Origin of the sequence: uncultured Brachyspira sp. (assembly GCF_949287625.1) — a bacterium.
Lineage (GTDB): Bacteria > Spirochaetota > Brachyspiria > Brachyspirales > Brachyspiraceae > Brachyspira.
Window position 1 is genome coordinate 1 of record NZ_CASEGO010000097.1, and the last position, 23,149, is coordinate 23,149.

Annotated in this window: 22 protein-coding genes and 1 pseudogene; 7 read left to right on the forward strand and 16 right to left on the reverse strand. The window is 26.9% G+C overall.

The window, feature by feature from the left end; translation table 11 throughout:
- Window positions 1-446: 446 nt before the first annotated feature.
- From ispG to Q1X91_RS12445, 5 genes are all read right to left on the reverse strand, one after another.
- Window positions 447-1,514, reverse strand: a complete 1,068-nt coding sequence (gene ispG / locus Q1X91_RS12425; RefSeq protein ID WP_300758063.1) for a flavodoxin-dependent (E)-4-hydroxy-3-methylbut-2-enyl-diphosphate synthase — start codon at window positions 1,512-1,514, stop codon at window positions 447-449.
- Window positions 1,515-1,743: 229 nt separating this feature from the next.
- The gene (locus Q1X91_RS12430; RefSeq protein ID WP_008724155.1) at window positions 1,744-1,899 is read right to left on the reverse strand and encodes a hypothetical protein; all 156 of its coding nucleotides are present in this window, start codon (window positions 1,897-1,899) and stop codon (window positions 1,744-1,746) included.
- A gap of 185 nt (window positions 1,900-2,084) precedes the next feature.
- A complete protein-coding gene (locus Q1X91_RS12435) occupies window positions 2,085-2,957 on the reverse strand; it encodes a hypothetical protein (RefSeq protein ID WP_300757999.1) in 873 nt (290 codons plus the stop codon).
- A gap of 99 nt (window positions 2,958-3,056) precedes the next feature.
- Window positions 3,057-3,986, reverse strand: a complete 930-nt coding sequence (locus Q1X91_RS12440) for a sigma-70 family RNA polymerase sigma factor (RefSeq protein ID WP_300758002.1) — start codon at window positions 3,984-3,986, stop codon at window positions 3,057-3,059.
- 107 nt (window positions 3,987-4,093) lie between these two features.
- Complete coding sequence (locus Q1X91_RS12445) at window positions 4,094-5,533, reverse strand: hypothetical protein (protein WP_300758003.1); 1,440 nt, start codon at window positions 5,531-5,533, stop codon at window positions 4,094-4,096.
- Window positions 5,534-6,093: 560 nt separating this feature from the next.
- Here Q1X91_RS12445 and Q1X91_RS12450 point away from each other — a divergent pair.
- Window positions 6,094-6,519 carry a PepSY-like domain-containing protein gene (locus tag Q1X91_RS12450; RefSeq protein WP_096737861.1) on the forward strand — a complete coding sequence of 142 codons (426 nt, stop codon included), beginning with the start codon at window positions 6,094-6,096 and terminating at the stop codon, window positions 6,517-6,519.
- 27 nt (window positions 6,520-6,546) lie between these two features.
- A complete protein-coding gene (locus tag Q1X91_RS12455) occupies window positions 6,547-7,221 on the forward strand; it encodes a hypothetical protein (protein WP_300758008.1) in 675 nt (224 codons plus the stop codon).
- 507 nt (window positions 7,222-7,728) lie between these two features.
- Here Q1X91_RS12455 and Q1X91_RS12460 read toward each other — a convergent pair.
- Window positions 7,729-7,965 (reverse strand): hypothetical protein, encoded by a 237-nt coding sequence (locus Q1X91_RS12460; protein WP_300758014.1) that lies wholly within the window; start codon window positions 7,963-7,965, stop codon window positions 7,729-7,731.
- A gap of 35 nt (window positions 7,966-8,000) precedes the next feature.
- Window positions 8,001-8,768 carry a biotin--[acetyl-CoA-carboxylase] ligase gene (locus Q1X91_RS12465; protein WP_300758017.1) on the reverse strand — a complete coding sequence of 256 codons (768 nt, stop codon included), beginning with the start codon at window positions 8,766-8,768 and terminating at the stop codon, window positions 8,001-8,003.
- Window positions 8,769-8,952: 184 nt separating this feature from the next.
- On the opposite strand from Q1X91_RS12465, the gene Q1X91_RS12470 reads away from it, so the two are divergent.
- Window positions 8,953-9,690, forward strand: a complete 738-nt coding sequence (locus Q1X91_RS12470; protein WP_300758020.1) for a basic amino acid ABC transporter substrate-binding protein — start codon at window positions 8,953-8,955, stop codon at window positions 9,688-9,690.
- A gap of 103 nt (window positions 9,691-9,793) precedes the next feature.
- Here Q1X91_RS12470 and Q1X91_RS12475 read toward each other — a convergent pair whose 3' ends face one another.
- Both Q1X91_RS12475 and Q1X91_RS12480 read right to left on the reverse strand, forming a co-directional pair.
- Window positions 9,794-10,531, reverse strand: a complete 738-nt coding sequence (locus Q1X91_RS12475) for a hypothetical protein (RefSeq protein WP_300758023.1) — start codon at window positions 10,529-10,531, stop codon at window positions 9,794-9,796.
- Window positions 10,532-10,942: 411 nt separating this feature from the next.
- Entirely contained in the window at window positions 10,943-11,479 is a 537-nt protein-coding gene (locus tag Q1X91_RS12480; RefSeq protein ID WP_300758025.1) for a GNAT family N-acetyltransferase, read from the reverse strand.
- Between the two features lie 184 nt (window positions 11,480-11,663).
- On the opposite strand from Q1X91_RS12480, the pseudogene Q1X91_RS12485 reads away from it, so the two are divergent.
- Window positions 11,664-12,055, forward strand: a pseudogene (locus tag Q1X91_RS12485) (peptidyl-prolyl cis-trans isomerase); the annotation flags it as partial.
- Between the two features lie 480 nt (window positions 12,056-12,535).
- Here the strand turns inward: Q1X91_RS12485 and Q1X91_RS12490 are convergent.
- From Q1X91_RS12490 to Q1X91_RS12505, 4 genes are all read right to left on the reverse strand, one after another.
- Window positions 12,536-14,200, reverse strand: a complete 1,665-nt coding sequence (locus Q1X91_RS12490) for an iron ABC transporter permease (RefSeq protein WP_300758028.1) — start codon at window positions 14,198-14,200, stop codon at window positions 12,536-12,538.
- A gap of 83 nt (window positions 14,201-14,283) precedes the next feature.
- Complete coding sequence (locus tag Q1X91_RS12495) at window positions 14,284-15,288, reverse strand: ABC transporter substrate-binding protein (RefSeq protein WP_300758031.1); 1,005 nt, start codon at window positions 15,286-15,288, stop codon at window positions 14,284-14,286.
- A gap of 26 nt (window positions 15,289-15,314) precedes the next feature.
- Window positions 15,315-16,313 carry an ABC transporter substrate-binding protein gene (locus Q1X91_RS12500; protein ID WP_300758034.1) on the reverse strand — a complete coding sequence of 333 codons (999 nt, stop codon included), beginning with the start codon at window positions 16,311-16,313 and terminating at the stop codon, window positions 15,315-15,317.
- Window positions 16,314-16,329: 16 nt separating this feature from the next.
- The gene (locus Q1X91_RS12505; RefSeq protein WP_300758043.1) at window positions 16,330-17,364 is read right to left on the reverse strand and encodes an ABC transporter substrate-binding protein; all 1,035 of its coding nucleotides are present in this window, start codon (window positions 17,362-17,364) and stop codon (window positions 16,330-16,332) included.
- 181 nt (window positions 17,365-17,545) lie between these two features.
- Here Q1X91_RS12505 and Q1X91_RS12510 point away from each other — a divergent pair, with 181 nt between their 5' ends.
- The 3 genes from Q1X91_RS12510 to Q1X91_RS12520 are packed head-to-tail and all read left to right on the forward strand — an operon-like array spanning window position 17,546 to window position 19,219.
- Window positions 17,546-18,658 carry a hypothetical protein gene (locus Q1X91_RS12510; RefSeq protein WP_300758046.1) on the forward strand — a complete coding sequence of 371 codons (1,113 nt, stop codon included), beginning with the start codon at window positions 17,546-17,548 and terminating at the stop codon, window positions 18,656-18,658.
- A gap of 50 nt (window positions 18,659-18,708) precedes the next feature.
- Window positions 18,709-19,011, forward strand: a complete 303-nt coding sequence (locus Q1X91_RS12515; protein WP_300758049.1) for a BrnT family toxin — start codon at window positions 18,709-18,711, stop codon at window positions 19,009-19,011.
- On the forward strand, window positions 19,004-19,219 hold the full coding sequence (locus tag Q1X91_RS12520) for a hypothetical protein (RefSeq protein WP_300758052.1): 216 nt from the start codon (window positions 19,004-19,006) through the stop codon (window positions 19,217-19,219). The genes Q1X91_RS12515 and Q1X91_RS12520 overlap by 8 nt, the downstream gene beginning before the upstream one ends.
- 550 nt (window positions 19,220-19,769) lie before the next feature.
- Here Q1X91_RS12520 and Q1X91_RS12525 read toward each other — a convergent pair.
- The 3 genes from Q1X91_RS12525 to Q1X91_RS12535 all read right to left on the reverse strand — a co-directional run bounded on the left by Q1X91_RS12525 (window position 19,770) and on the right by Q1X91_RS12535 (window position 22,742).
- Window positions 19,770-20,978, reverse strand: a complete 1,209-nt coding sequence (locus tag Q1X91_RS12525; protein WP_300758055.1) for a hypothetical protein — start codon at window positions 20,976-20,978, stop codon at window positions 19,770-19,772.
- 237 nt (window positions 20,979-21,215) lie between these two features.
- A complete protein-coding gene (gene thiD, locus Q1X91_RS12530; protein ID WP_300758058.1) occupies window positions 21,216-22,025 on the reverse strand; it encodes a bifunctional hydroxymethylpyrimidine kinase/phosphomethylpyrimidine kinase in 810 nt (269 codons plus the stop codon).
- Window positions 22,026-22,037: 12 nt separating this feature from the next.
- The gene (locus tag Q1X91_RS12535) at window positions 22,038-22,742 is read right to left on the reverse strand and encodes a response regulator (RefSeq protein WP_300758060.1); all 705 of its coding nucleotides are present in this window, start codon (window positions 22,740-22,742) and stop codon (window positions 22,038-22,040) included.
- Between the last annotated feature and the right edge of the window lie 407 nt (window positions 22,743-23,149).

Consider the following 23,149-nt stretch of genomic DNA (forward strand, 5'->3'; position numbering starts at 1 on the left):
AATTTACACAACAAGTAAAACATTTAATTAAACTATAATTAATATTATTTAATTTAGCATAAAATAACAAACTCATTAAATTATTTGTCAAGTACTTTTGAAACAAGTCTATTGACAAACTTAAAAATTTTCAGTATATACCTAAACAAATACAGTTTGTCAAAATGAAGTTATATTTTGTTTTTAATATATGGGGCCCTTACGAAGTACACAGAGTGACCACGCTGCTACGAAGTATCCCAGTTCTTTTATAACACCTGTCCGATTGCGACCGAAGGAAGTGCTGTTAAGTATGGTGTTGGCAAAAACTTTGGCGAAGCCGCAGCAAAAAAGTTGATAATTCTGTATAATGTGCACCAATTGACTTGACAAAATAAAATTGTTCCAGTATATACATAAACAATTAATATTTTGATGAACTTATTTCAAAAATATCTTGTAAAAACTTAAAACTCTTCTATCTTTTTTGTAAGGAAATATATAATATTATCTCTTGAAACTTTTATAGGTTCATTATTTTTTTCAAAGAAAATAAAATTACCATCTGCCGTCCCAGCAACACCAAAATCAGCATGCCTAGCTTCCCCAGGACCATTAACAACACAGCCCATAATAGCTATAGTAATATTTTTCTTTATATTCTGAACATGCTTTTCTATGAAACTAGCAACTTCTTCAACATTAACCTGACATCTTCCGCAAGTAGGACATGATATTATTTCTATAGAGGGCTCTTTTCTAAGTCCCAAAAATTTAAGAAGCATTTTTCCAGCCATTACCTCTTCTACAGGATCTCCAGTTATAGAATATCTTATAGTATCTCCTATACCCTGCATTATTAAAAATGATAAAGCACTTGTACTTTTTATAAGTGAGCTTCTTAATGTACCAGCCTCAGTTACTCCAAGATGTATTGGATAATTAAATTTTTCTCTAAATAACATATTTGCTTCTATTGTAGTTTTGATATCAGAGGATTTTAAAGATACTTTAATATTGGTAAAATTCAAATCTTCCATTAATTTTATATGTTCAGCAGCACTTTTTACCATATTTTCAGCTGTTACTTCCTTGTATATACTTCTGTCCAAACTTCCGCCATTAACTCCTACACGTATAGTAAGGTTTCTATCCTTAGCCTCTTTTATAACCTCTTTTACTTTTTCTTTATTTTTTATATTACCGGGATTTAATCTTAAAGCATCAATACCGCTTTTCATACTCTCTAATGCCAAATTATGGTCAAAATGTATATCCGCTATTAATGGTACTTTAGTTTGTTTTTTTATTTCTTTTATTGCCTTTGCAGCATCCATATCCAGTACTGCAAGCCTTACTATATCAACACCTGCATTTTCAAGTGATTTTATTTGCTCTACTGTAGATTTTATATCTCTTGTATCTGTATTGGTCATAGACTGAACACTTATAGGATTATCAGAACCTATTAGAACATTTCCTATTTTTACAGTCTTTACTTTTTTTCTTATATCGTTAATATTTTGCATATCCATCATATTTATCAAAATTTCCTTAGATTAATTAATAATATATAATACTATCATTTTAAAATATTTTTGCAATGGCGATATAAAGTTGAAAATTATTAAGTTTTTACTATAAAAAATAAAATGGGACTATTATCCCACCAATAGCCCCATTACTTTTTAATGAACAATAACTACTTTTTCATTAAAGTAAAAAAAATAAGAACCGATAATTACATGCGATAAGGGGATAATATTATCCTTGTACGTTTAAAGCACCGCCTGTAATTTTCGGCTCTACTTCTACTGTTGCTGTATTGTCAGAAAAATTATTTCTAACAGTGATATTTACCCCGCCTATTGACGTAACATAAGTATTAGTTGTGTCAGTCGTTGTGATAGCTGTAACCATATTTGTAAACTCCTTTTTAAATATAGCTTTGTTCTTAATGTAGATTATACTATATTATCAAAAATAAATAAACATATATTTACATTTTTTATTCAAATTATTTTTATATGAATAATACAAAATACATAAAAAAGCTCTGATACCAGTACGATATCAGAGCTTTAATAATCAATTAAAAATCAAAACTACTCTAAAGTTACAACATAATTCCATTTAGGAAGCGGATATCTGCCAGTTTTTCCAACAGACATTCCATTAGCATCAGTGATTTCAGCTTCAGCATATAGTAAATATCTGCCTCTAGGAAGATAACGGTTTCCAGATGACATTCTTCCAGCAAAATAGAACTGTGTCTGAGCCTGACCGTCAAGTACATATATTTTAGGCAAATAGAATACTAAATCTCTGCTTAATATATTATAGTTGTTATCTATTTTTCTAGCATACACTCTTATTTTAGCATATCTTGCTTCTGGAGGTGTTTTTACAGCCAAAGTTATCAAAAGAGGATTGCTTCTGCTTGCTACAAATCTGTCATTATAGTTTATTATAAATGAGCTTATTCTAACATCATTATTAGTATATGATTGCTGCATACTCATCATATTGTTATTATTAGGTCTGAGTGTATTAGAAGTAGTTACCAATACTGTGTTTTCTGTATTATAAGTATAAGCGGAACTTCCTCTATTATTATTTGGTTTTGAAGAAGGAGGTATATCTGGTATATTATTGGTGTTTACTTCATACAAACCATTTCCAGAAAGATTTATAGAAGAATCTTTATTTGTCTGAACATTATTAGTATTATCAGGTGTTATTGTATTATTAGTTGCTAAAAAGTCTTTTTCTTCAGGTGTTATATCTTCACCGAATATATCATCTGTAGTAATTGTATCTTCAGGCATATCGTTTGTTTCATTTTGCGTGAAATCAAATATAGGTATGTTTTTACTGCTCAAAATACTTTTGACAATAAAAAATCCTGCAACTAGAACTACAAGAACTATTACTATAATGATAATTGGTTTTAATTTTGCTTTCATTTCGTTAGACATAAAATTCCATCCATGATTTTATTTATATATTAATTTTTCGGTAAAATTAGAAATTGTTTAATAAAAAAAAGAATTTATTATATTAATTGATAAACAAAATTAATCCCACAAGAAACTTTTTAATTCTTTGGATAAATTAAGACCTGCGAGTTTTTTAATAGCTTTTATCTGAATCTGTCTTACTCTCTCACGGGTGATATTTAATTCTTTACCTGTATCTTCAAGAGTTTTTGCTTCTTTTCCATACAAACCAAACCTTGAAATAATAACTGTTCTCTCTTTTTCATCTAAACATTTCAAAGCTTCAGTTAATGTATCTCTAAGACTATCCATAAATGCCTTTTGATGAGGAGAAGGGAAGTTTTTATCTTCTATTATAGAAGTCATATCATTATTATCAGAGTTTTTAAAAAATGAATCAACACTTGCTGTATCCTGAGTAAATATCATTATATAGGAAAGAGTTTTTCTGTCTATTTTCATTTCTTTGGCTATTTCATCAGTAGTAGGTTCGCGTCCTAGCTGCTGGGTTAAAACCTTTGAAGTTTGTATGCTTTTCTTTATTAATCTTGCTATATGCATAGGAAAGCGTATAATATGTCTTTTGCTTGATATTTCTTTTACTATGCTCTGCTTTATCCACCAAACTCCGTAAGTAGAAAATTTAAATCCCTTTTTATATTCGAATCTTTTTACAGCTTCTATAAGACCAATATTACCTTCATCTATAATATCTATAAAAGGCACACCGCTGTTGTAGTATCTTTTGGCTATGCTTATTACCAATCTCAAATTTGATTTTACAAGTTTATGCTGTATAGAATCAATTTCTTTTTCTAAAGCTTCAAGTTCTTTTTTAGATTCCTCATCTTCTTTTTCTAAAAGCAAAGCCTTTTTATCTCGGCAAACTTCAAGACGCTGCCATAAATCTAATTCTTCTTCTTTAGTGAGTCTTCTTATTTCACCTATTTGCTTTAAATATACGCTAACAGGTCCATTATACTCTTGATTAACATCTCTTTTTAGCAATTACTTTCCCTAAAATACAAACATTTTATAACAATAAAAACGAAAATCTTTATATAAGAATATAAGATTTTCACAAATTGTCAAGCAGTATAATTAATTTTTAATAATTATAAAGGACAATCATATATAGAAGCATTCCTAACATTTTCAAGATATTTTATAAATATATGAAAAATTATAGGATCTATTTTTATATTATTTTCTAAAAAGTTATCATACATAAAAGAAATAACAGAATTTGCTATATTTCCTATCTCTTTATTTTTAGAAAATTTGATATACAAACTATCATAAGAATCAACTATTTCTAATACCTTAGCTGGAAAATACGACAAAGCTAGTAAACTATTAATATCACTAGGATCATAAGTCAATATATGCTCTATATTATTGTATTGTTTATTTGCAAACTGCTTATTATACATATTCATAAATATCCCATATCCGAATCCATAATATTCATGATGAAGCCCTACTGTAGTGTATGTATATTCATTTTGTGCCATGCAGTATTTCAAAAGATTAAATCCAAGTATAGAATGATTATCGCCTTCATTATTCTCAATAATAGGAATATTAGGTAAAATATCAACAAGGGCTATATCATGCCAAAATGCTGCTCTTGCATAATATTTTATTTCATTTTGCTCTATTTTTCTAAATCCTACTCTTGATATATCTTCTATTCTATCAGCCTTAGTAAGCAGATTAAATTTTCTTCCTATGTCATTAAAAAAAGAATAATATTTTTTTCTATAATCAACCCTTAGTTTTGAAGCTATACCCCTTGATATCTCTTCATTGTAATAATGCAGAAACTCAACCATCATAATAAAAACTCTGTTGCTGTGCGATATAACATTATCATCACTAAAAGAAGATAAATTACTAAATATATTGGGAGATTCATATTCTTTTTCAAGAATATTAACTATAGTACTTATAATATCTGCAAATATAAGATCATCTTTCTTAACATTCTGATAATCTTTTAAGCTTGATATACTATTTTGTTTTATATAGTTCAAATGATATATAAGATTTAAACGCTCTATAATACCTATATCTGTTAAAATATTTCCTATTAATTTAGCAAGCTCTGCATCTAATTTACTTTGAGAGATAAACATTTTTAATTTGTTAAATGAGTTTTTTAAATATTCTATTCTTTTTACATGCCTTATAGATATTAATTCATTAAAATGAGAATTATAATATTCTTTATCTGTTTCAAATATACAATTTTTATATAGTTTATAAAATATATTAATATCATGTATATCAGCATGTTGTTTATTTATATCTATACTCTCTTGTGTTCCGATAATATGACTGAATTGTTTGTTTATATAAATCGTGCATTTATTAATATAATTGTTATTTTCTAAAGATTGGAAGACTTCTTCTGCTTTATCATACGGAATGAAACTTAATATACCATCTTCATTAATAATGATAATATCAAATTTATTTTCAGATATACTATTAAAGCAGGTCTTTATATGAGATAATGTTACAGACATATATTTTTTTAAATCTATTATCATAATAATTATCCAAAAAAGGAATTAACTATTTATATATTTTATATTATTTTTTATTAATTACTAGATTATTTTAATTTTTTAATTATTATTTTTATTGATATTTATAAGAAATTTTGTTATATTATATATGTAATCATCATAATGTATAAAAAAATTACAATATATAGTAATGATTAAAAGATTTATCATAATAATATTATTATTTGTATTCTTATGTAAAATTTTCTATAGTAATATATTACTTGATAAACTTTATTAAAGATTATTTTAATTACAATGATATATATTAGCTATATGAAGTTGTTTTTGATGATGGTATTATAATATATTTTGATTCAAGCAGTATATGGAATGAAAAGACGTAAATTATTCACTAATACCTGTAAATTTTATAGATAAAAAAGTGATTATTACAGTAAAAAAATAAATCTGAATTCTGCCGTTATAAAAATAACTAAAGAGTTGAATATCATTAGTTTAGATAATTATAGATTTTGCAGTAATGCTAATTTAATAGAAAATATATGATATTAATTAAAAAAATAAAAACAAGAGGAAACATGAATAAAAAAATAATATTATTATTTTTAACAGCATCTATTTTTGCCTATGCTGATGGAATGTATATCGCACCGAATCAGCTGCCGAGTAATATACTTCAATTTATAAAAACATATTTTCAAAATACTGCCATTATTTATGCTGAAATGGACAGAAAAACTTATGAAATAGCCTTAGATAACGGTGTAGAAATAGAGTTCTTTAGAAATGGGGATTTAAAGGAAATAGAAGGAAATTATACTGCATTGCCTTTAAATATACTCCCGCAGTCTGTAGCAAATACAGTAGTTAAAACTTATCCGAATAATGTAATAACTAAGATTAAAAAGAAATGGAACATATATGAAGTAAAACTTAATAATATGATGGAGCTTTATATAGATGCAAATAATGGACAGCTTCTAGGGCAGAAATTTGATGATTGATAAAGAATATATAAAGTTGGAGAAAACATGATAAAAAAACATTATATTATTGTATCTGTATTACTTATAGTATTAACTATTCCAAATAATATTTATCCAGTAATAAGACATGGTCTTGATTTTAATATTAATGCCCCTATAGGAATTGGTATAATGATACCGCATGGAAATATTCCTAAATATGAGCCTGCAGGTCATGAGGCGAATTTTCAGGGCGGTGTTGGTATAGGACTTGGATATTATTTGGGAATAACTGATTTAGTAAGTATGAGTTTTTTAGGAACTTTTGGATATTCATATAATAAAACAAGTATTCATAAAAATAATATAAATATTAATTATATTTATGAAGCTCATTCTCTTAGTTTTGGAGGTATGCCTAAAGTTCATATAGGAGATTTTTCTCTAGGCTTGGACATAGGAATAAGACTATCTTTAGGTCCAGGTATTACAATACAATATAAAGGAAAAGATTATCCTTCAAATGGTAAAAGCACTCCTAGAACTTATTTAAAGTTTATAGCAGATTATAATATATTTTTCAGAGAGGATATGGCTATAGCTATAGGACTATATATAGGCTATGATTGGGGCTTCAATCTTAACAATATTGATTTGCCTGAAATCACAAAAGGCGAATCGTACGGCAATTTAGATTTAGGATTACAAATAGCATATAGATATGCTTCTTTCTTTAGGTAAAAAAGAATAAATAATTTTGAAATAATTGTTTTAATAAATTTCACAAATAAGATGTTTAACTATGTATTAAACTCATTATAAAAGTATGTCTAGTTAATAATTATAGTATATACCTAAACAAATACAGTTTGTCAAACTTTAGTTATTTATGAATGTAATTAACATTTATTCATAATATAATATATTTTTATTAATCAATAAAATATGTTTTATATGTATAGTAAATTACTTGTTTTGTATAATAAAAGGTAATCAGCCGCATACCCTCACCACAGGCGGACTTCGTCTCGGGTACTTCCTCACTTCGTTCGGTCGCGTTGACATTTGATAAGAATAAAACAATACCGTGCGGGAAAGTGCACGCGAAGCGTCCCGAACGAAGATGAGGGAGGGCTCGCTGTTGACAAACTTAAGAATTTTTAGTATATACCTAAATAAATACAGTTTGTCAAAAAAATTATTTTTTGTAAATTATGGTTGTTTTGGCATTATTATCATTAAGAATACTTAATCTTTTTTATTAATTAAAAATTCTCTGGCTAAAAATATACTGAATACTATAAGTATAATTCCGCTTATAGCTGCACTTATATACGGTGTAACTCCAAATAATAATGATATAATAGCTGTTGTTACAGTAGCTAATATGATTACAATTAATTCCAATATTACAAGTACTATAATTCTTTTTTTATTAACTGGCTTTTTTTCTTCTGGTTTTTTATATGGTATTGGTTTTCTCATAATTACCTTCCATTTAAGTTAATTTTTTTATAATTTTAATAATTCGTATCTATATCCAAAGAGGCTCTTGATATCCAAGTTTCTATTTCTTTATCAGCTTCTACTATTAAATAACCATCTTCTGTTATATCTTTAACTAAAGCTTCAACATCTTTACCATCTTTTTTTGCTTTAATAGTATGTCCTATCATATTGCTGTACTCTCTAAAATATTGAGCTAAACTTTTATCACTATTATAAACTTCTTCAAAATAATAAATTAAGTCCTTATAAAAAGTATCTAGCTTAACCTTATTGCCTGTTTCCATATAAAGAGATGTTGCTTTATGCTGTATATCTATAGAAAAATCTTTTTTTTCATGATATAAGTTAACTCCAGTACCTATAATACATGCATTTTCATTATTAGCAGAAGTAACTTGAATTAATGTTCCTGATATTTTTTTATTTTTTACCAAGACATCATTAGGCCATTTTACATGTGCTAATGTATTATACTTTTCTCTAAGGCATTTGCTTAATGCAATACCTGGAAGAAAACTTAAAGCCTCCTTTTTAAATGGGCTATAAAGCAAAATACTAAACCATAATCCTAAATTATTATCAGACTGCCAAGTATTTCCATAGCTGCCTTTACCTGATGTCTGCTTCAATGCTATATATACGCTTCCTTCTTCAAGTTTTATATTATTATTTAAATCTTCAATCATTTTTTTGTTTGTACTTTCTAATGATTCAAATAATACTGTATTTTGTCCGTATATTTTTGTATTTAAATTATCTGTAAATATGTTAACTTTCATCTTTTTATTATATATTAAATAAGCATTATATCAATATTATGATAACTATATTTTTTTTATATAAAGTCTTTTTAGCCTTAAAATATATAATTGTATTCTTGACTTTTATATATATTAAAGTAATATTTTTACATATAAATACTATTTGTAGTATTTATTAAATTAAATAAAAGAAGGTTCAAAAATGAAAAAAATATTAATATTTATGATGATTATAGTACTATTGTCATGCTCAAACAACTCAAAATCATCTCAAAAAACTATAAAAGACCCTATATATGTAGGCATAGATGTAGATTTTCCTCCTTTCGGATATTTGGATAATGGAAATATAGCTGGTTTTGATTATGATATTATGAGTGAGGCTCTTAAATTAGCTGGAATCAATGGAGAGTTCGTTCATATGCAGTTTAGCGGACTTTTACCTGCTTTACAGGCTAAAAAAATAGATGCAATAGTAGCTGGTATGACTGTAACTGAAGAGAGAAAACAATTTGTTAATTTTTCAGAGCCTTATTATGTATCTAGTCAGGTAATGCTTGTTCATAAAGATGATAATTCTATCAGCACATTTGATGATTTGGCTGGAAAAAATATAGGTGTTGTTATAGGAACTACTGGAGATACTGTAATGAGTGAAAGAGCAGATATTAATGTTGAGAAGTTTGATACTGGTGCTGCTGCTGTACTTGCTTTGAAATCAAAAAAAATATCTGCTGTAGTATTTGATAAAGAGCCTTGTAAAAATTTTGAAAAATACAATGATGATATCAAATTAATAGAAAGCGATGCTATAAAAGAAGATTATGCTATTGCTGTGAGAAAAGAGGATACTTTGCTTTTAGAAAAAATTAATGAAGGACTTTCCCAAATAATGACAAACGGAACTTATGAAAAATTAATAGAAAAGAATTTCAAATAAATTATAAATTCATACTCCTTAAAAATAATTTTTAAAAAATTATAGGTTTTTAGAAACTTCAAATATTCTAAAAGCCTTTATTTATTAATTAAAAATATAAAAATTATTTTACTTCTTTCAAATTACCTTTTAAAGTTAAAATACCATTTTCAAAAGTGCCCTGCAAATCTCCCTGCCAATAATCAATTCCGTCTTTAGCCTTATCCGTAATCATTTGAACATCAGCAAAATCAGTATCATTAGAAATTTGAGATGTACTCATTTTGTTATTATCTAGCCCGTAACCTATTTTGAATATTCCATTAGTATCAGACTTTAATTCATAAACCCAAGGATAAACTGTGGGTCCTCCTGCATGGGCGTATCTTATAGTTATGATGCCTGTTTCATCTTTAGTTACACCTGTACCTGTAACTTTAGGTCCGTTAGTGCCGTCTAAAGTTTTTTGAGATATTCCGCTGCCATTCATTCCGTCAAATCCGAAAGTTTTGGCAGGTGCAACTCCATACAATACAAAAAATCCGAAGCCTCTTTCTATTTTATTATTAGCAAATTGATTATTCTCATATCTGTAAGCGTCCCAAGATTTTGTGGCACCTTTAGGGGTTGAAGCTCCAGTTTCAGCGTCTACTTTAGCATCGATATTGCCGTAAGTACCTGTAACTTTCAAATATGAGCTTTCCATTAATTTATTATCATCATTAGCATTTTCATCAAATACAGCCTTAAAGTCTATATTCATAGTTCCTGCTGCTGCTTCATTATTTGATGATGTATCTGTTTTTGTACATGAAAATACTAAAACAGATATAATAAGTATGATTAATATTATTTTGTTCATTCTTACTCCTTTTTTTGTATTTATTATATAATAAAATATATATAGAATATTACAATAAGAGAAATGTAAATTTTTTTTATATTTTATAAATTACATATTAGACTTGTTTCAAAAGTACTTGACAAATAATTTTAATAGTTTATTGTTTTATGCTAAATTATATAATATTAATTATTATGCAAATCGTATGTTTTACATGTTGTATAATTTATTATGTTGTATAATTTATTATTTTAATATATAAATATGCAGTCTTTTTGCTTCTCGCCGCAGGCGTACTTCATGGGTCACCACCGAGTAGGTGCCTTGCCTACGGCACGCAGAGCGGACGGCAAAAGAAGTGAGAACAAAAATAGAAGATATGGTTAAACAAATTAATAGTTTTAAATTTTAATAAATAAAAGTAATTTTTTATATATTTTCTGCACAAAATATAAAATGCGGCATATCTATATTATAATAATGTTTTACTGTACTGCCTATTATTTTCATGCCGTTTCTAACTGCCACATTTTGAGATGCTTTATTATCATCTCTTATTATAGAATAAACTCTATCAGCATTTAAAATATTAAAAGCATAATTTTTACATGAAACAGCAGCCTCATACGCAAATCCTTTATGCCAATAGTTTTTATTGAATAAATAGCCTATTTCAAGCAGTTCATAAGAATTATGTATTTTTTTGTCTATTCTTTGCATAGTAAGTCCGCATTGTCCTATAAGTTCGTTATTTTCTTTAAGTATACATGCCCATAATCCAAAACCATAAATCTTATACCTTTCTAATTGTCTTTCAAACCATTCTTTAACTTCTTCATCAGAAAAAGCATGTTCATAAGCATACATAGTTTCTTTATCCTGGAGTATAGAACATAATCCTTTATAGTCTTTATCTTTTTCTAATTCTCTTATAATTAGTCTTTTAGTTTCTATTATTATTTTCATAGAATTTTTATACTTTTAATACCAACAAATATTATTTAGTTATTATATTTTTATAAATTTTAATAAGTATAGCATACTTAAATTAATTTTGCAAAAACTTGAATTTTTCTAAACTCTTCTTATACAGTTAATACATTTATAATGTATTAACTAAAATAAATATAAAAATTAAGGATAAAAGATAATGTTATCTAGCAGGAAATTTGTACCAAAAAAGAAAAGTCCCGTAGTAAAAACATTACAATGGCTTGGAGTATCAGCTGTTTTAATACTTTTGGTAGTGTATTTTTTAGTTGCAGATACAAAAGGAAGCCAGAAAACTACTACTATAGGTTCAGTTAATGGAAGGCCTATAATATTATACAAGTACAAGCCAATACGTCAAATAGATACTTATTATCATGGTTTAGAAATCAGATTAATAATGAAATGGATTTGGCTTTCAGACATGCTGTTTCTACTATACTTTTAAATGATGCTGCTAGAAAAAATATTAATGTAAGCGACAATTTTATAGCAGATGCTATGAAAAGCGAATTTATAAATACAAACGGAGTTTATAATGAAATAGATTTTATATAGGTCATTTCTTTTTTAATATTGTTTATAGATTATAGATAGAATATACATACAAAATATTATTTTACTATATAAATACACATTCTTTTGGGAAGTGTATCCAAGTTTATCTGCTGCCGCAAATAAGTTGGGGGGTACGTCTAGCTACCGCAATAATAAATAAAAGTAGTTTTTAAATAAGTTTATTATAAAATTTTATAGCAGTGCATTTTTATAATTTAATTTTTGAATAATAAATTATTATGTAATTAGAAAATATAAAAAACAGCCTATCAAATAAATGGGGTTTTACTTGATAGGCATTTTTAAGAAAACATATGATAAAAAATAAAAACAATCTATATGTATGGTATACTATATATCGTTTTTGTCAATACGAAATTTGAAAATATTTTCAAATAAATGGCTTAGTTTACAACTTTTACGTGTAATATCTTACATATTATACAAATTTCTACATTTTATACAAATAACCCTTTATAGGCTGATTTCTTTCTGACGGCTTATCTTAAAAAATATAATGAGCGATATAATAGTAGTAAATGTAAGTATAGTAGAAAGTGCAGCTGCAGTTCCGTAGCTTGCCCTAATAACTTCCTGATAAATAGCTACAGACATAGTACGCGATTTTGTAGTATAAAGTATGATAGAAGAGCTTAATTCATTAATAACTGTAATCCAGCTAAGTACAGCCCCTGATAATACACCTGAAAGCATTAATTTTGCTGTAATATTAAAAAAAGTTTTTATTTGAGAAGCTCCGAGACTTATAGAAGCTTCTTCCATATTTTTATTTATTTGATAAAGTATGGCTGAACTGGATCTTAATGTATAAGGAAGCCTTCTTATTACTAGCGATATTATAATAATTATAGAAGTTCCAGTTAATATTATAGGCGGTTTATTAAATGCAAGTAAAAATGTTATACCTAGTATTGAACCAGGTATTACATATGGAAACATTGAAACTATATCAATTATATTTGTTAGTATATTTTTTCTTCTTGAGGTTATATAAGCTGTAAGCATTCCTATTATGATGATTAATATAATTGTGATTATGCCGTATATATATGTATTTTTTATAGATGATGCAAGTGAATGAAATATTGTTATATAGCTTTCAAGTGAGTATTCATTAGTAAATACGGATCTGTTAGTTTTAAGAAATGAGGTATATACAACTGTTATTTGAGGAAGTAAAGAAATAAATATTAAAACATATAAAAATAAATGAATTAATATAGATTTAATACCTTTTATATTTTTTGGTTTTATAGTATTTATAGAGTTAGCTGCATAAGATTTTTTACTTACGATATATTTCTGAATAATAAACATTATTGTTGTAATAACTATCATTATAACAGACATGGAGGCAGAAAAATTAGCATTACTTCCAACCTCGCTTATAAACTCAGAGTATATCATAGTAGGCATAGTTCTGTATCCTTCACCTATGAGCATAGGAGTACCGAAATCAGCTAATGCATTCATAAACACAATAAGACTTGCAGAAAGTATGGTAGGTTTTATTAAAGGTATTGTAACAGTAATATTTCTTATAAAGCTTGAAGCCCCCAAACTTTCTGAAGCCTCCAAAAGAGAATCATCTATTTTGCTTAAAGCACCGCTTACATACATAAATATAAATGGATATAATTTCAATGAAAAAACTAAAAGTATTCCTCCAAAACCATATATAGTAGGTATATTAATACCTATATATGAAAAGAATCTGGTTATAACTCCGTTTCTCCCAAGAAGCAGTATCCAAGAATAAGCACCTATAAAAGCTGGAGACATCATAGATATTATTATTAATATTTCTGCTGTTTTTTTCCCTTTTATATTATACATCTTCATACAATATGCTAAAGGAGTACCTATTAATACAGCAAGAATTGTTACTGAGATAGTTACTGTAAAACTATTAATTAATGTGCTGTAATAATATTTTTTTGTAAAGAATTTGATAAAATTATTTAATGTCCAAGCATCTGTTTTTATATCTTTAAAGCTGCTTAAAAAAAGTGAAAATAACGGATAAACTAAAAATAAAGCAAATATTAGAACAATTAAAAAAGTAATATATGTCCAAAAGTCCATTTTTTTGAAAAAATATTTTATATTATTTTTCATAATTATACTTCTAATTAGTATATTTTTTGTATTTGCGTATTTCTATTTTTTAAGCAGCTTATATAAAAATAGCCTATGTATGTTTATGAGCCTGTAACTATATTTTTAAACTTTTCAAGCCAAGCATCTTTATTTTTATCAACCATCTCTTCATCTTCTTTTATATCATTTATGTTTTCAAGCGGTATAAGTATTTCAGAACCTTCTAAATTTTTTATTATAGCCCTTGTAAATAACTCATCATTAATAATTTTCTGAGCATCATAGCTTGTTACATAATCAACAAATTTTTTAGCATTTTCTAAATGTTTGGCGTTTTTTATTATAGCCATAGAGTGAGCTTTAGTAAGTACTCCCTCTTTCATATATACTACTTCTATAGGAGAACCCGTATGTATATAGTTTGCTGCAGCACTCTCAAATGTAAGCCCAACTGCATATTCGCTGTCAGCTACTCCTTTATATACTGCAGAAGAACTGCTTAAAAGTTTGCCGTCCAAATTAGCATATAATTTCTCAACATAATCCCAGCCATTATCTGGATTACCATTTCCCATAGCATAAAGCATATTAACTAACTGTTCAAAAGAAGATGATGATGTTGTAGGGTCATTGAAAGCTATTTGTCCTTTTAATGCTGGATTAAGCAAATCAGCATATCCTTCTATTTTTATATCTTTTATCAAATTTGTATTTATTATTAATACGCTAGGGCTTAGCATAAAACCAGTGATATATTTTTCTTTGCTTCTGTAATCATCGTATATATTATCAGCATTTGTTGAAATGTATTCTTCAAAAAGGCTGGAATTGTACTTAAGTATATTTTCATTTGCAGCAAAGAATATATCGCCTAAAGGATCATTTTTTTCTGCTTCTATTCTTTTTATTATTTCTGCAGTACCAGCTATAATAATTTCTACGTTTATATCAGGATTTTTTTGCTTAAAATCTTCTGCCAATCTGTCAATAAAGAATCTAGTTGCAGGCGTATAAATTACTAAACTATTTTTATTATCTTCTTTTTTTGAACATGAAGTTATAAATATAATTATTAATGTTGAGAATAATAAAATAACTTTTTTCATAATTGTTTACCTCTTTTTATTTTTTATTATATGCTTGTAATAATATCTTTAAATTTTGAAAGCCAAGTGTCTTTATTTTTATTCACTGTTTCATCATTATCATATATTACTTTAATTTCTTCTATAGGAAGAAGTATATTTGATTTTGGTAAGTCTTTTCTAATAGCTCTGGCATTAAGTTCTTCATTCATTTTCTTTTGTGCATCATAGCTTGTAATATAATCAACAAATTTTTTAGCATTTTCTAAATGTTTGGCATTTTTTATAATATATATTCCGTCAGCTTTCATTATAACGCCTTCTTTCATATATACTAATTTTACTGGAGAGCCTGAAGCAGCATAATTGGCAGCAGCATTTTCAAAAGTAAGTCCTACAGCATATTCACTGTCAGCAACTCCTTTATATACAGCAGAAGAACCGCTTAATAACTTACCGTCCAAATTCTGCACAAACTTTTCTACATATTCCCAGCCGTTTTCTGGGTTTCCATCTCCCATGGCATAAAGCATGTTAATTAAATGCTTAAAAGATGATGAAGATAATGACGGGTCTGTATAGGCTATTTTTCCTTTTAAAGCAGGATTAAGTAAATCAGCATATCCTTCTATTTTTATATCTTCTGTAAGATTTGTATTTACTATAAGGATACTTGGTATTGTAGTAAATCTTGTTATAGAACCTTCTTTATTTTTATATTCATCATATAAACTGTTTTCATTTGTGGAAGTATAATCTTCAAATAAATTTAATTTGTCTTTTATAAGATTTAAATTAGCTCCCCAAAGTATATCGCCAAGAGGTGTATTTTTTTCTGTTTCTACTCTTTTTATTAATTCTCCAGTACCAGCAGCTATTAATTCTATTTTTATATTTGGATTTTTATCCTCAAAATCTTTTATAAGAGGCTCTACAAAGTCCAAAGCATGAGGCGAATATATAACTAATCTGTTTTCATCTGATGTTTTACTGCTGCATGAATAAAAAATAAGGCTTATAAAAGCTAGTATCAAAATATTTTTCATTTTTAATATCCTAATATTATAAATTTTCTATAATGGTTTTGAATCGCTCAAGCCAATTTTCCTGATTTTCTTTTACGAAATTATCTATTTTTTCTAATTCAGCATTATCTGTAATAGCATTAATATCATTTATATTTACTAAAATAGGGGAGCTTCCTAAATCTTTTCTTACGGCTCTTGCATTAAGTTCATCATTCATTTTCTTTTGAGTGTCAAAGCTAGTCATATAATCTACAAACTTTTTGGCATTTTCTAAGTTTTTAGCATTTTTTATAATGTATATTCCAGCAGGCTCCATTATAACACCTTCTTTCATATATACTAATTTTATAGGAGATCCTGCAGCTGCATAATTAGCAGCAGCATTTTCAAAAGTAAGTCCTACAGCATATTCGCTGTCAGCAACTCCTTTGTATACAGCAGAAGAGCCTGTTAATAATTTGCCGTCTAAATTAGCACATAATTTCTCTATATAATCCCAAGCATTATTTATATCATCTTTACCCATAGTATATAGTATAGTAACTAAATGCTTAAAAGAAGATGATGAAGAAGAGGGATCATTAAAGGCTATTTTTCCTTTTAACTTTTCATTAGTTAAATCACTGTATCCTTCTATTTTTATATCGCCTATAATATTGGTATTAACTATTAATACACTTGGGCTTATCATAAATCTAGTCATTGAGCCTTCTACGTTTTTATAGCTGTCCATTATCTCATTTTCATTTGTTGTTGTGTAATTCTCAAATAGATTCTGATTATTTTTAACCAAATTAATATTAGCAGCCATTAAAACATCGCATAAAGGATCATTTTGTTCTGTTTCTATTCTTTTTATTAATTCCCCCGTGCCTGCTATAATAACTTCCACATCTATATTTGGATTTTTGCTTTTGAAATCTTCTATCAATGGGTCTATAAAATCTCTTGATGAAGGCGAGTATATTACTAATGATGATTTTGTAGGAATATCTTTACTGCATGAAAATAATATTACAAATACCGCTAACAACATAACTGTTCGTATTAACTTATTAAAAAAATACATGGCTTTATCCCAAAATTATTTTGCAATAAAATATATCATATTGTTTTTTTGTCAATAAAAAATGCCTTGTTTTTTATAATAATATACCATATAAGTTTACATAATAAAAAAATGCTAATAAAAGTTATCATAATATCGATAATTATGTTAACATTTTAATACTAGGACTGTAATCTATATTATGAAAAGCAAAATAGCCTCTACAGCATATACTTTAATCAAAAAAAAGAAGTATAAAAAAGCAAAAGAGTTTCTTCTAAGTAATAAATCAAGAATTGTAAATGATGCAGATGCACTTGCTATGCTTTCATTTGCCGATATATTTTTAAAAGATTTTTACGGTGCTGAAGAACTTTCAAGAAAAGCTCTTAGAGAAGACAGTTTTTGTATTAATGGTATGCTTGCAAAGGCGTATATAAGTCTTAATAACGGACATAGAGAAAATGCTTTGAGAGAATATTTTAGGATATTAGATTTAGAGCCTGAAAATAAAGTTGCAAAAGACAATATAGAGAGAATAAGATTTTTAACTAATAATGCCAGAGGAGATGAGATTAATCCCAGATCTTATTTACTAGGCAAAAAGAAAATAGCAGTGTCAAAATTTCTTCTTCTCATTCCAATAGCATTCATACTCACATTTGCTTCATATATTGCAATAGACAGATTATACCCAAAAATAAGATATGTACTTCTTGACAAAGACCAAAAAGAGTTAAGAGAAAAACTAGAGAATGTTTATTTATTCGAGGGGCTTGAAGATGGAAAGATTCCAGAGAGTGCAAAAAGTCCTACATATTCACCTCGTGAAGTAGCCGAGATGTTTGATAAGGCTAAAAATAATATGAGAAGTGCATCTGTTAATGAAGCGGTTATGATAATAAACGGGGCATTAAAAAGCGACATTAACGAATACTTAAAAGAAAGATTTAGAGTGTTAAAAGAGTTTATAATAGCACCAGACTACAATATATTCAGAGAGAGTCCTAGTTATCTTACAGTTGCAGAGAATTACGATCTATACAATGGCGGATATGTGAAATGGAAAGCCGATGTAAACAGAGTAACTCAGACTAACATTGACGGCATACCTAAAAAGAAAGCAAGAATCCTAATTTACGACACTAATGATAAAGACATTGCGGGTGTTGCCGATTTGATAGTGAATGTAACTGTAACATTAGAGCCTAAAAACTATATAGAAGTGTACGGTAAGATTTTGGGTTATGACGCCAAACAGAAATCAATACAGCTTGAAGGTCAGATTATAAAGCATTTGCCTAAGAAGAAGTAAAATATATTCATCACTATTGATATTATAGTTTAATAATATAAAATAATATTATGATAAAATTTGAATGGGATAACAATAAAAATCTTATAAATATAAAGAAACATAAAATTTCATTTGAAGATGCAATATATGTTTTTTCAGATAAAAATGCCGTCATTATGAAAGATGAGGAACATTCTGATTATGAGGACAGATTTATTACAATGGGAAATATTAATAGAAAGTTTATTGTTGTTGTTGTTCATACAGACAGAACAAAAAATTCTAATGAAGAAGTTATAAGAATCATATCAGCTAGATATGCAACTAAGAATGAAATTAATCAATACTATAATAGGGAAAATTATGAGTGATATAAAAAAAGAATATGATTTTTCAAAAGCTCAGAAAATTACAGATTTTGAAAATGGTAAATTTTTTATTAATAATGAAGATATAGAAATTCCAATTTATTTAGATAAAAAAATATTATCTGAACTGGAAATTTTATCCAAGCAGTCAGAAACCTCAATATCAGAAATAGCTAATGAAATACTTTCAAAATACCTAATGAGTAAATAATCTCAAGCCCCTTTAGCAAATTTCCTAAACGCAGTAACAGTCTGCACCGAGCCGTACCAAAAAGCAATTTTACCTATAAAGTAATTAAAGCCTCTAAAAAATGTATTATCATTGTAAATATAAATAGCTTCTTTTATTTGTTCAAAGTTTGTAGGAACTAAAAATATAAATAATTCTTTAATATAGGTTTTATCAAAATTGTTTATTTCAATATATAGTAACGGTAATAATAAACATGCTATTAAATATACTAAAATGGAATTAATAATATATTTTAGAATATCTTTAGAGAATAAAATATTTATTACATAAGTTATTAATAAAATATAAAAATATAATCCAACTTTAAAATCTATATATGACAAAGTAAAAAAGACACTCGGAAAAAGAATAGTACAAATAAAAGCCTTAATCCAATTCTGACCATTGTCGCTGTAGAGTGAACTTAATTCAATGGAAAGTATATCTCCGAAAGTTTTTAGATTTTTATTATTTTTCCAATTCTTTATTAAATCATCTTTATGTAGTTCTACTTCTTTGGCTTTATATTCTAATGCATCAATAGCATATTTGCAGCATAAGCCTGCTGTTTAAGAAATAAAGCACTTTCACGATTAGCAAATTTATGTACTTTGAAATTAACAGGATTGATTAAACCGCCATTAATGACAGAGCCTTTAAAATCTGCTTCTTCAGCCTCTATATCATATAAATTTATTATTCCATTTATTAGAATATTTCCAAAATATATTTTTTGTATGTTATTATTAATTACTCCATATCTATTATATATTATAGATATGGAACTGCTTGGATTTAAAAAGTTAATTTTAGCAAAACTAATAATATTAATTTCAGTATGTTGAAAAATTATTTCTTTTGATATATTTGCTTGTGCAAAAGATATTCTTTTATAAAATTTATTATTTGTAAATTCTATTTTATTTTTTAATCTAGCTCCAGTGAAAATTAAACTACCATTGAAATCATTAAAAGTAAATTTCGTATTGTTATCAATTTGTGCTAACATAAAATCAATACCATTGTGTAATTTGGTTTTTGAAATATTTAATTTGTTTTTTAAATTTTTTGATATAAATTTTGAAAAATAAAAATTACATTTTTTATAAACTTCTATTTCAGAAAAAAGTATATCTAAATTATAAAAAATAGCTCCAGCAAAATCTAAATCAGTATAAAATTCAATACAATTAAAATTAATAAAAAAATTGTTTTCTAATTTATTAATAAAATAAGCAGTATTAAAGTCAACATTCCCATAAAAAATAATATTATAAAAATTTATATTACTGTTATAAAATTTAGATAAAAAGAAATGAATATCTTTTTTAAAAATAGAGTTATTAAAACTTATATGACTTTCATTGTCTTTTCCAATAAGTTTTGGCCTAGAAAAATAAACATCTTTTTCAAATATTACATTGTGAAAAGATAAATAACAAAAATGAAATTTTATATTACTATGTTTAGAAATATAACAATTAAATTCCCCTTCAAAAATAATATCTGTAAAATCAAAATTAAAGTAAAATTCATCTTTGTTTTTATTAAAATACAAATTTATATTTCTCAAATTAAAGTTACATTTAATTATTGCATTTACTAATCTTAAAGAAATATAACCTTTGCAATTATAATATAATTTATTTTCTTTAATATTATTTTCAAAATAAGATATTAGTTCATCTTCTTTTTCAAAGATTTGTGGATTATCTATATTAAATTCATTAAAATACATTATTTATTCCTAAAAATATAATGTTATTATGAGTTTTAATATTATGTAAATTTGCACTTTTTGCAACTTTTTGCGGCGGGAAAAAGTTGAAATAAATTGAATTATAAATTGATTCTTTGGCTAGTTAAAAAATTAGATAACTTTGATTTTTTTATTAAAGAAAATTATTCTTTCTGAACCCCATGCTAATAATTATATTTGAGGTGTAAATTAAATAGCTTTATATGGAATAAATTATTAGATATCCAAATGCTTCCAAGCGTCATAGAAATGATTTACCGGACCATGACCTTTTCCAACGCTGTCCGTTTTGGCTGATTGTAAAGCATTAAATAAATATTCTTTGCCGAGTTTGCAGGCTTCAAGCGGTGTTTTTCCATGTGCTATATAACTGCAAATCGCTGCCGATAATGTACAGCCTGTGCCATGTGTGTTTTTTGTGTCTATTCTAGCGGCATCCAAAAATTCTTTGCCTTCTCTGTTCATAAATAAATCTCTCGAAAGCTCGCCTTCCATATGTCCGCCTTTAAGCATAACATTTTTTGCTCCCATATCTAGTATTTCTTTTGCTGCATTAATCATATCTTCATCAGTTTTAATTTTTCTTGAAGTTAAATCTTCAGCCTCTGGTATATTTGGCGTGATTACAGTAGATATTGGAAGTATACGGCTTTTCAAACTAGCAACAGCCTCTTCTAATAATAGCCTGTCGCCGCTTTTTGCCACCATAACAGGATCAACTATGATAGGTATATTTTTAGCATGGTTTTTTAAGAATTCAGCTACTAATTTTATTATATCACTGTTAAAAAGCATTCCTATTTTAATTGCGTCTGGTATAATATCATCAAATATGCAGTATAATTGTTCTTCTATGGCTTTTAATTCTATACCATAACAGTTTCTAACACCTTGCGTATTTTGTATGGGTAGGGCAGTAAGTACGCACATTCCATAACAGCCTAATGCCGAAAAAGTTTTTAAATCCGCCTGTATTCCAGCTCCTCCCGAACCATCAAATCCTGCTATAGTTAAAGCCTTTATCATTGCTATTATCCTTTATTTTATTTTTTCTATATATTTATCGTATATAAACTTGCATATCAGTTTAGAATTAAATGCAGATAATTCATCAAAAGTTCCTACATATTCGTTACCTATTTTTTCAGTTATTATTATAGAAAAATTTATTTTATACGAACTTATAGCCATAGAAGCATTTTTAATAATATGTCCGACTTCTATACCTGCTTCTTCAGGCGGCATAATAAATTTTAATCCAATAGGCGACATCTCTATTATCATGCCATGAAGTATCTGCCTTACTCCATCATGCCTAAATACTAATTTAAAATTATCCAAATCATTAATTACTATATGTTTTAATTTTTTAGGTTTAATATTCGCTTTTTCTAAAAGTAAAGTAAATCTGTTTAAGAAGTCTTTTTCATTAAAAGGCTTTAATAAAAAACCAGAAACCCCTATACGCATCATCTTGCTGAAAAACTCTTTGCTTGGATTTTCAACATGCACTATAACATGAACATTATATCTGTCGTCTAAATATATTTTTTCTAATATATCTGCCATCTCTTCATCGCTTTCATTAACTTCTATAATAGCTGCAGTAAAAGGAAGTTTTCCAAACATAGATAGTATGCTTTTTTTATCTTTTACTGCTACTACTTCATATCCTGCTGTTATAAGAATGCTGATAAGACTGTCTCTTGTCTGTAAAGATGAATCATAAACTAATATACGCATAATATTATACCTAATAAAAACTATATTGTTTATTATATAATAGAAACAATTAAAATCAATATTATATATTAACTAATTGTTTAATAGCTTTGTTTTATTATTGCTTATAAAGTTTGATACTTATTATTTATACATGTCGAAAGTATATCATATGCAGTATATTTTAGTATATACTGAAACGATTTCATTTTGTCAACTGATGTACATTATATAGAATTATAAACTTTTTTGTCGCACAAAAAAGTTGCAAAAAACGCAATTACTAGAACTTTATATTTTAAAAATATGTATTAAACGTATGATAATACCTGAAATTTGGGCTACACCTAAAGGTGGACTTTGTCAAATGCAGTCTTTTTGGTTCTTTGTGCCAACAAAAGAACTGGGGTGTGGGGCAAAGCCCCGCA

What these genes read in the sequence shown, in the direction of transcription:
- Q1X91_RS12475 (WP_300758023.1), bottom strand. Translation starts at nt 10,531, where the DNA reads ATGAACAAAATAATATTAATCATACTTATTATATCTGTTTTAGTATTT.
- Q1X91_RS12535 (WP_300758060.1), bottom strand. Translation starts at nt 22,742, where the DNA reads ATGCGTATATTAGTTTATGATTCATCTTTACAGACAAGAGACAGTCTT.
- Q1X91_RS12450 (WP_096737861.1), top strand. Translation starts at nt 6,094, where the DNA reads ATGAATAAAAAAATAATATTATTATTTTTAACAGCATCTATTTTTGCC.
- Q1X91_RS12455 (WP_300758008.1), top strand. Translation starts at nt 6,547, where the DNA reads ATGATAAAAAAACATTATATTATTGTATCTGTATTACTTATAGTATTA.
- Q1X91_RS12510 (WP_300758046.1), top strand. Translation starts at nt 17,546, where the DNA reads ATGAAAAGCAAAATAGCCTCTACAGCATATACTTTAATCAAAAAAAAG.
- Q1X91_RS12515 (WP_300758049.1), top strand. Translation starts at nt 18,709, where the DNA reads ATGATAAAATTTGAATGGGATAACAATAAAAATCTTATAAATATAAAG.
- Q1X91_RS12435 (WP_300757999.1), bottom strand. Translation starts at nt 2,957, where the DNA reads ATGTCTAACGAAATGAAAGCAAAATTAAAACCAATTATCATTATAGTA.
- Q1X91_RS12490 (WP_300758028.1), bottom strand. Translation starts at nt 14,200, where the DNA reads ATGAAAAATAATATAAAATATTTTTTCAAAAAAATGGACTTTTGGACA.
- Q1X91_RS12470 (WP_300758020.1), top strand. Translation starts at nt 8,953, where the DNA reads ATGAAAAAAATATTAATATTTATGATGATTATAGTACTATTGTCATGC.
- Q1X91_RS12445 (WP_300758003.1), bottom strand. Translation starts at nt 5,533, where the DNA reads ATGATAATAGATTTAAAAAAATATATGTCTGTAACATTATCTCATATA.
- Q1X91_RS12495 (WP_300758031.1), bottom strand. Translation starts at nt 15,288, where the DNA reads ATGAAAAAAGTTATTTTATTATTCTCAACATTAATAATTATATTTATA.
- Q1X91_RS12480 (WP_300758025.1), bottom strand. Translation starts at nt 11,479, where the DNA reads ATGAAAATAATAATAGAAACTAAAAGACTAATTATAAGAGAATTAGAA.
- ispG (WP_300758063.1), bottom strand. Translation starts at nt 1,514, where the DNA reads ATGGATATGCAAAATATTAACGATATAAGAAAAAAAGTAAAGACTGTA.
- Q1X91_RS12525 (WP_300758055.1), bottom strand. Translation starts at nt 20,978, where the DNA reads ATGTATTTTAATGAATTTAATATAGATAATCCACAAATCTTTGAAAAA.
- Q1X91_RS12465 (WP_300758017.1), bottom strand. Translation starts at nt 8,768, where the DNA reads ATGAAAGTTAACATATTTACAGATAATTTAAATACAAAAATATACGGA.
- Q1X91_RS12500 (WP_300758034.1), bottom strand. Translation starts at nt 16,313, where the DNA reads ATGAAAAATATTTTGATACTAGCTTTTATAAGCCTTATTTTTTATTCA.
- Q1X91_RS12520 (WP_300758052.1), top strand. Translation starts at nt 19,004, where the DNA reads ATGAGTGATATAAAAAAAGAATATGATTTTTCAAAAGCTCAGAAAATT.
- thiD (WP_300758058.1), bottom strand. Translation starts at nt 22,025, where the DNA reads ATGATAAAGGCTTTAACTATAGCAGGATTTGATGGTTCGGGAGGAGCT.
- Q1X91_RS12430 (WP_008724155.1), bottom strand. Translation starts at nt 1,899, where the DNA reads ATGGTTACAGCTATCACAACGACTGACACAACTAATACTTATGTTACG.
- Q1X91_RS12460 (WP_300758014.1), bottom strand. Translation starts at nt 7,965, where the DNA reads ATGAGAAAACCAATACCATATAAAAAACCAGAAGAAAAAAAGCCAGTT.
- Q1X91_RS12505 (WP_300758043.1), bottom strand. Translation starts at nt 17,364, where the DNA reads ATGTATTTTTTTAATAAGTTAATACGAACAGTTATGTTGTTAGCGGTA.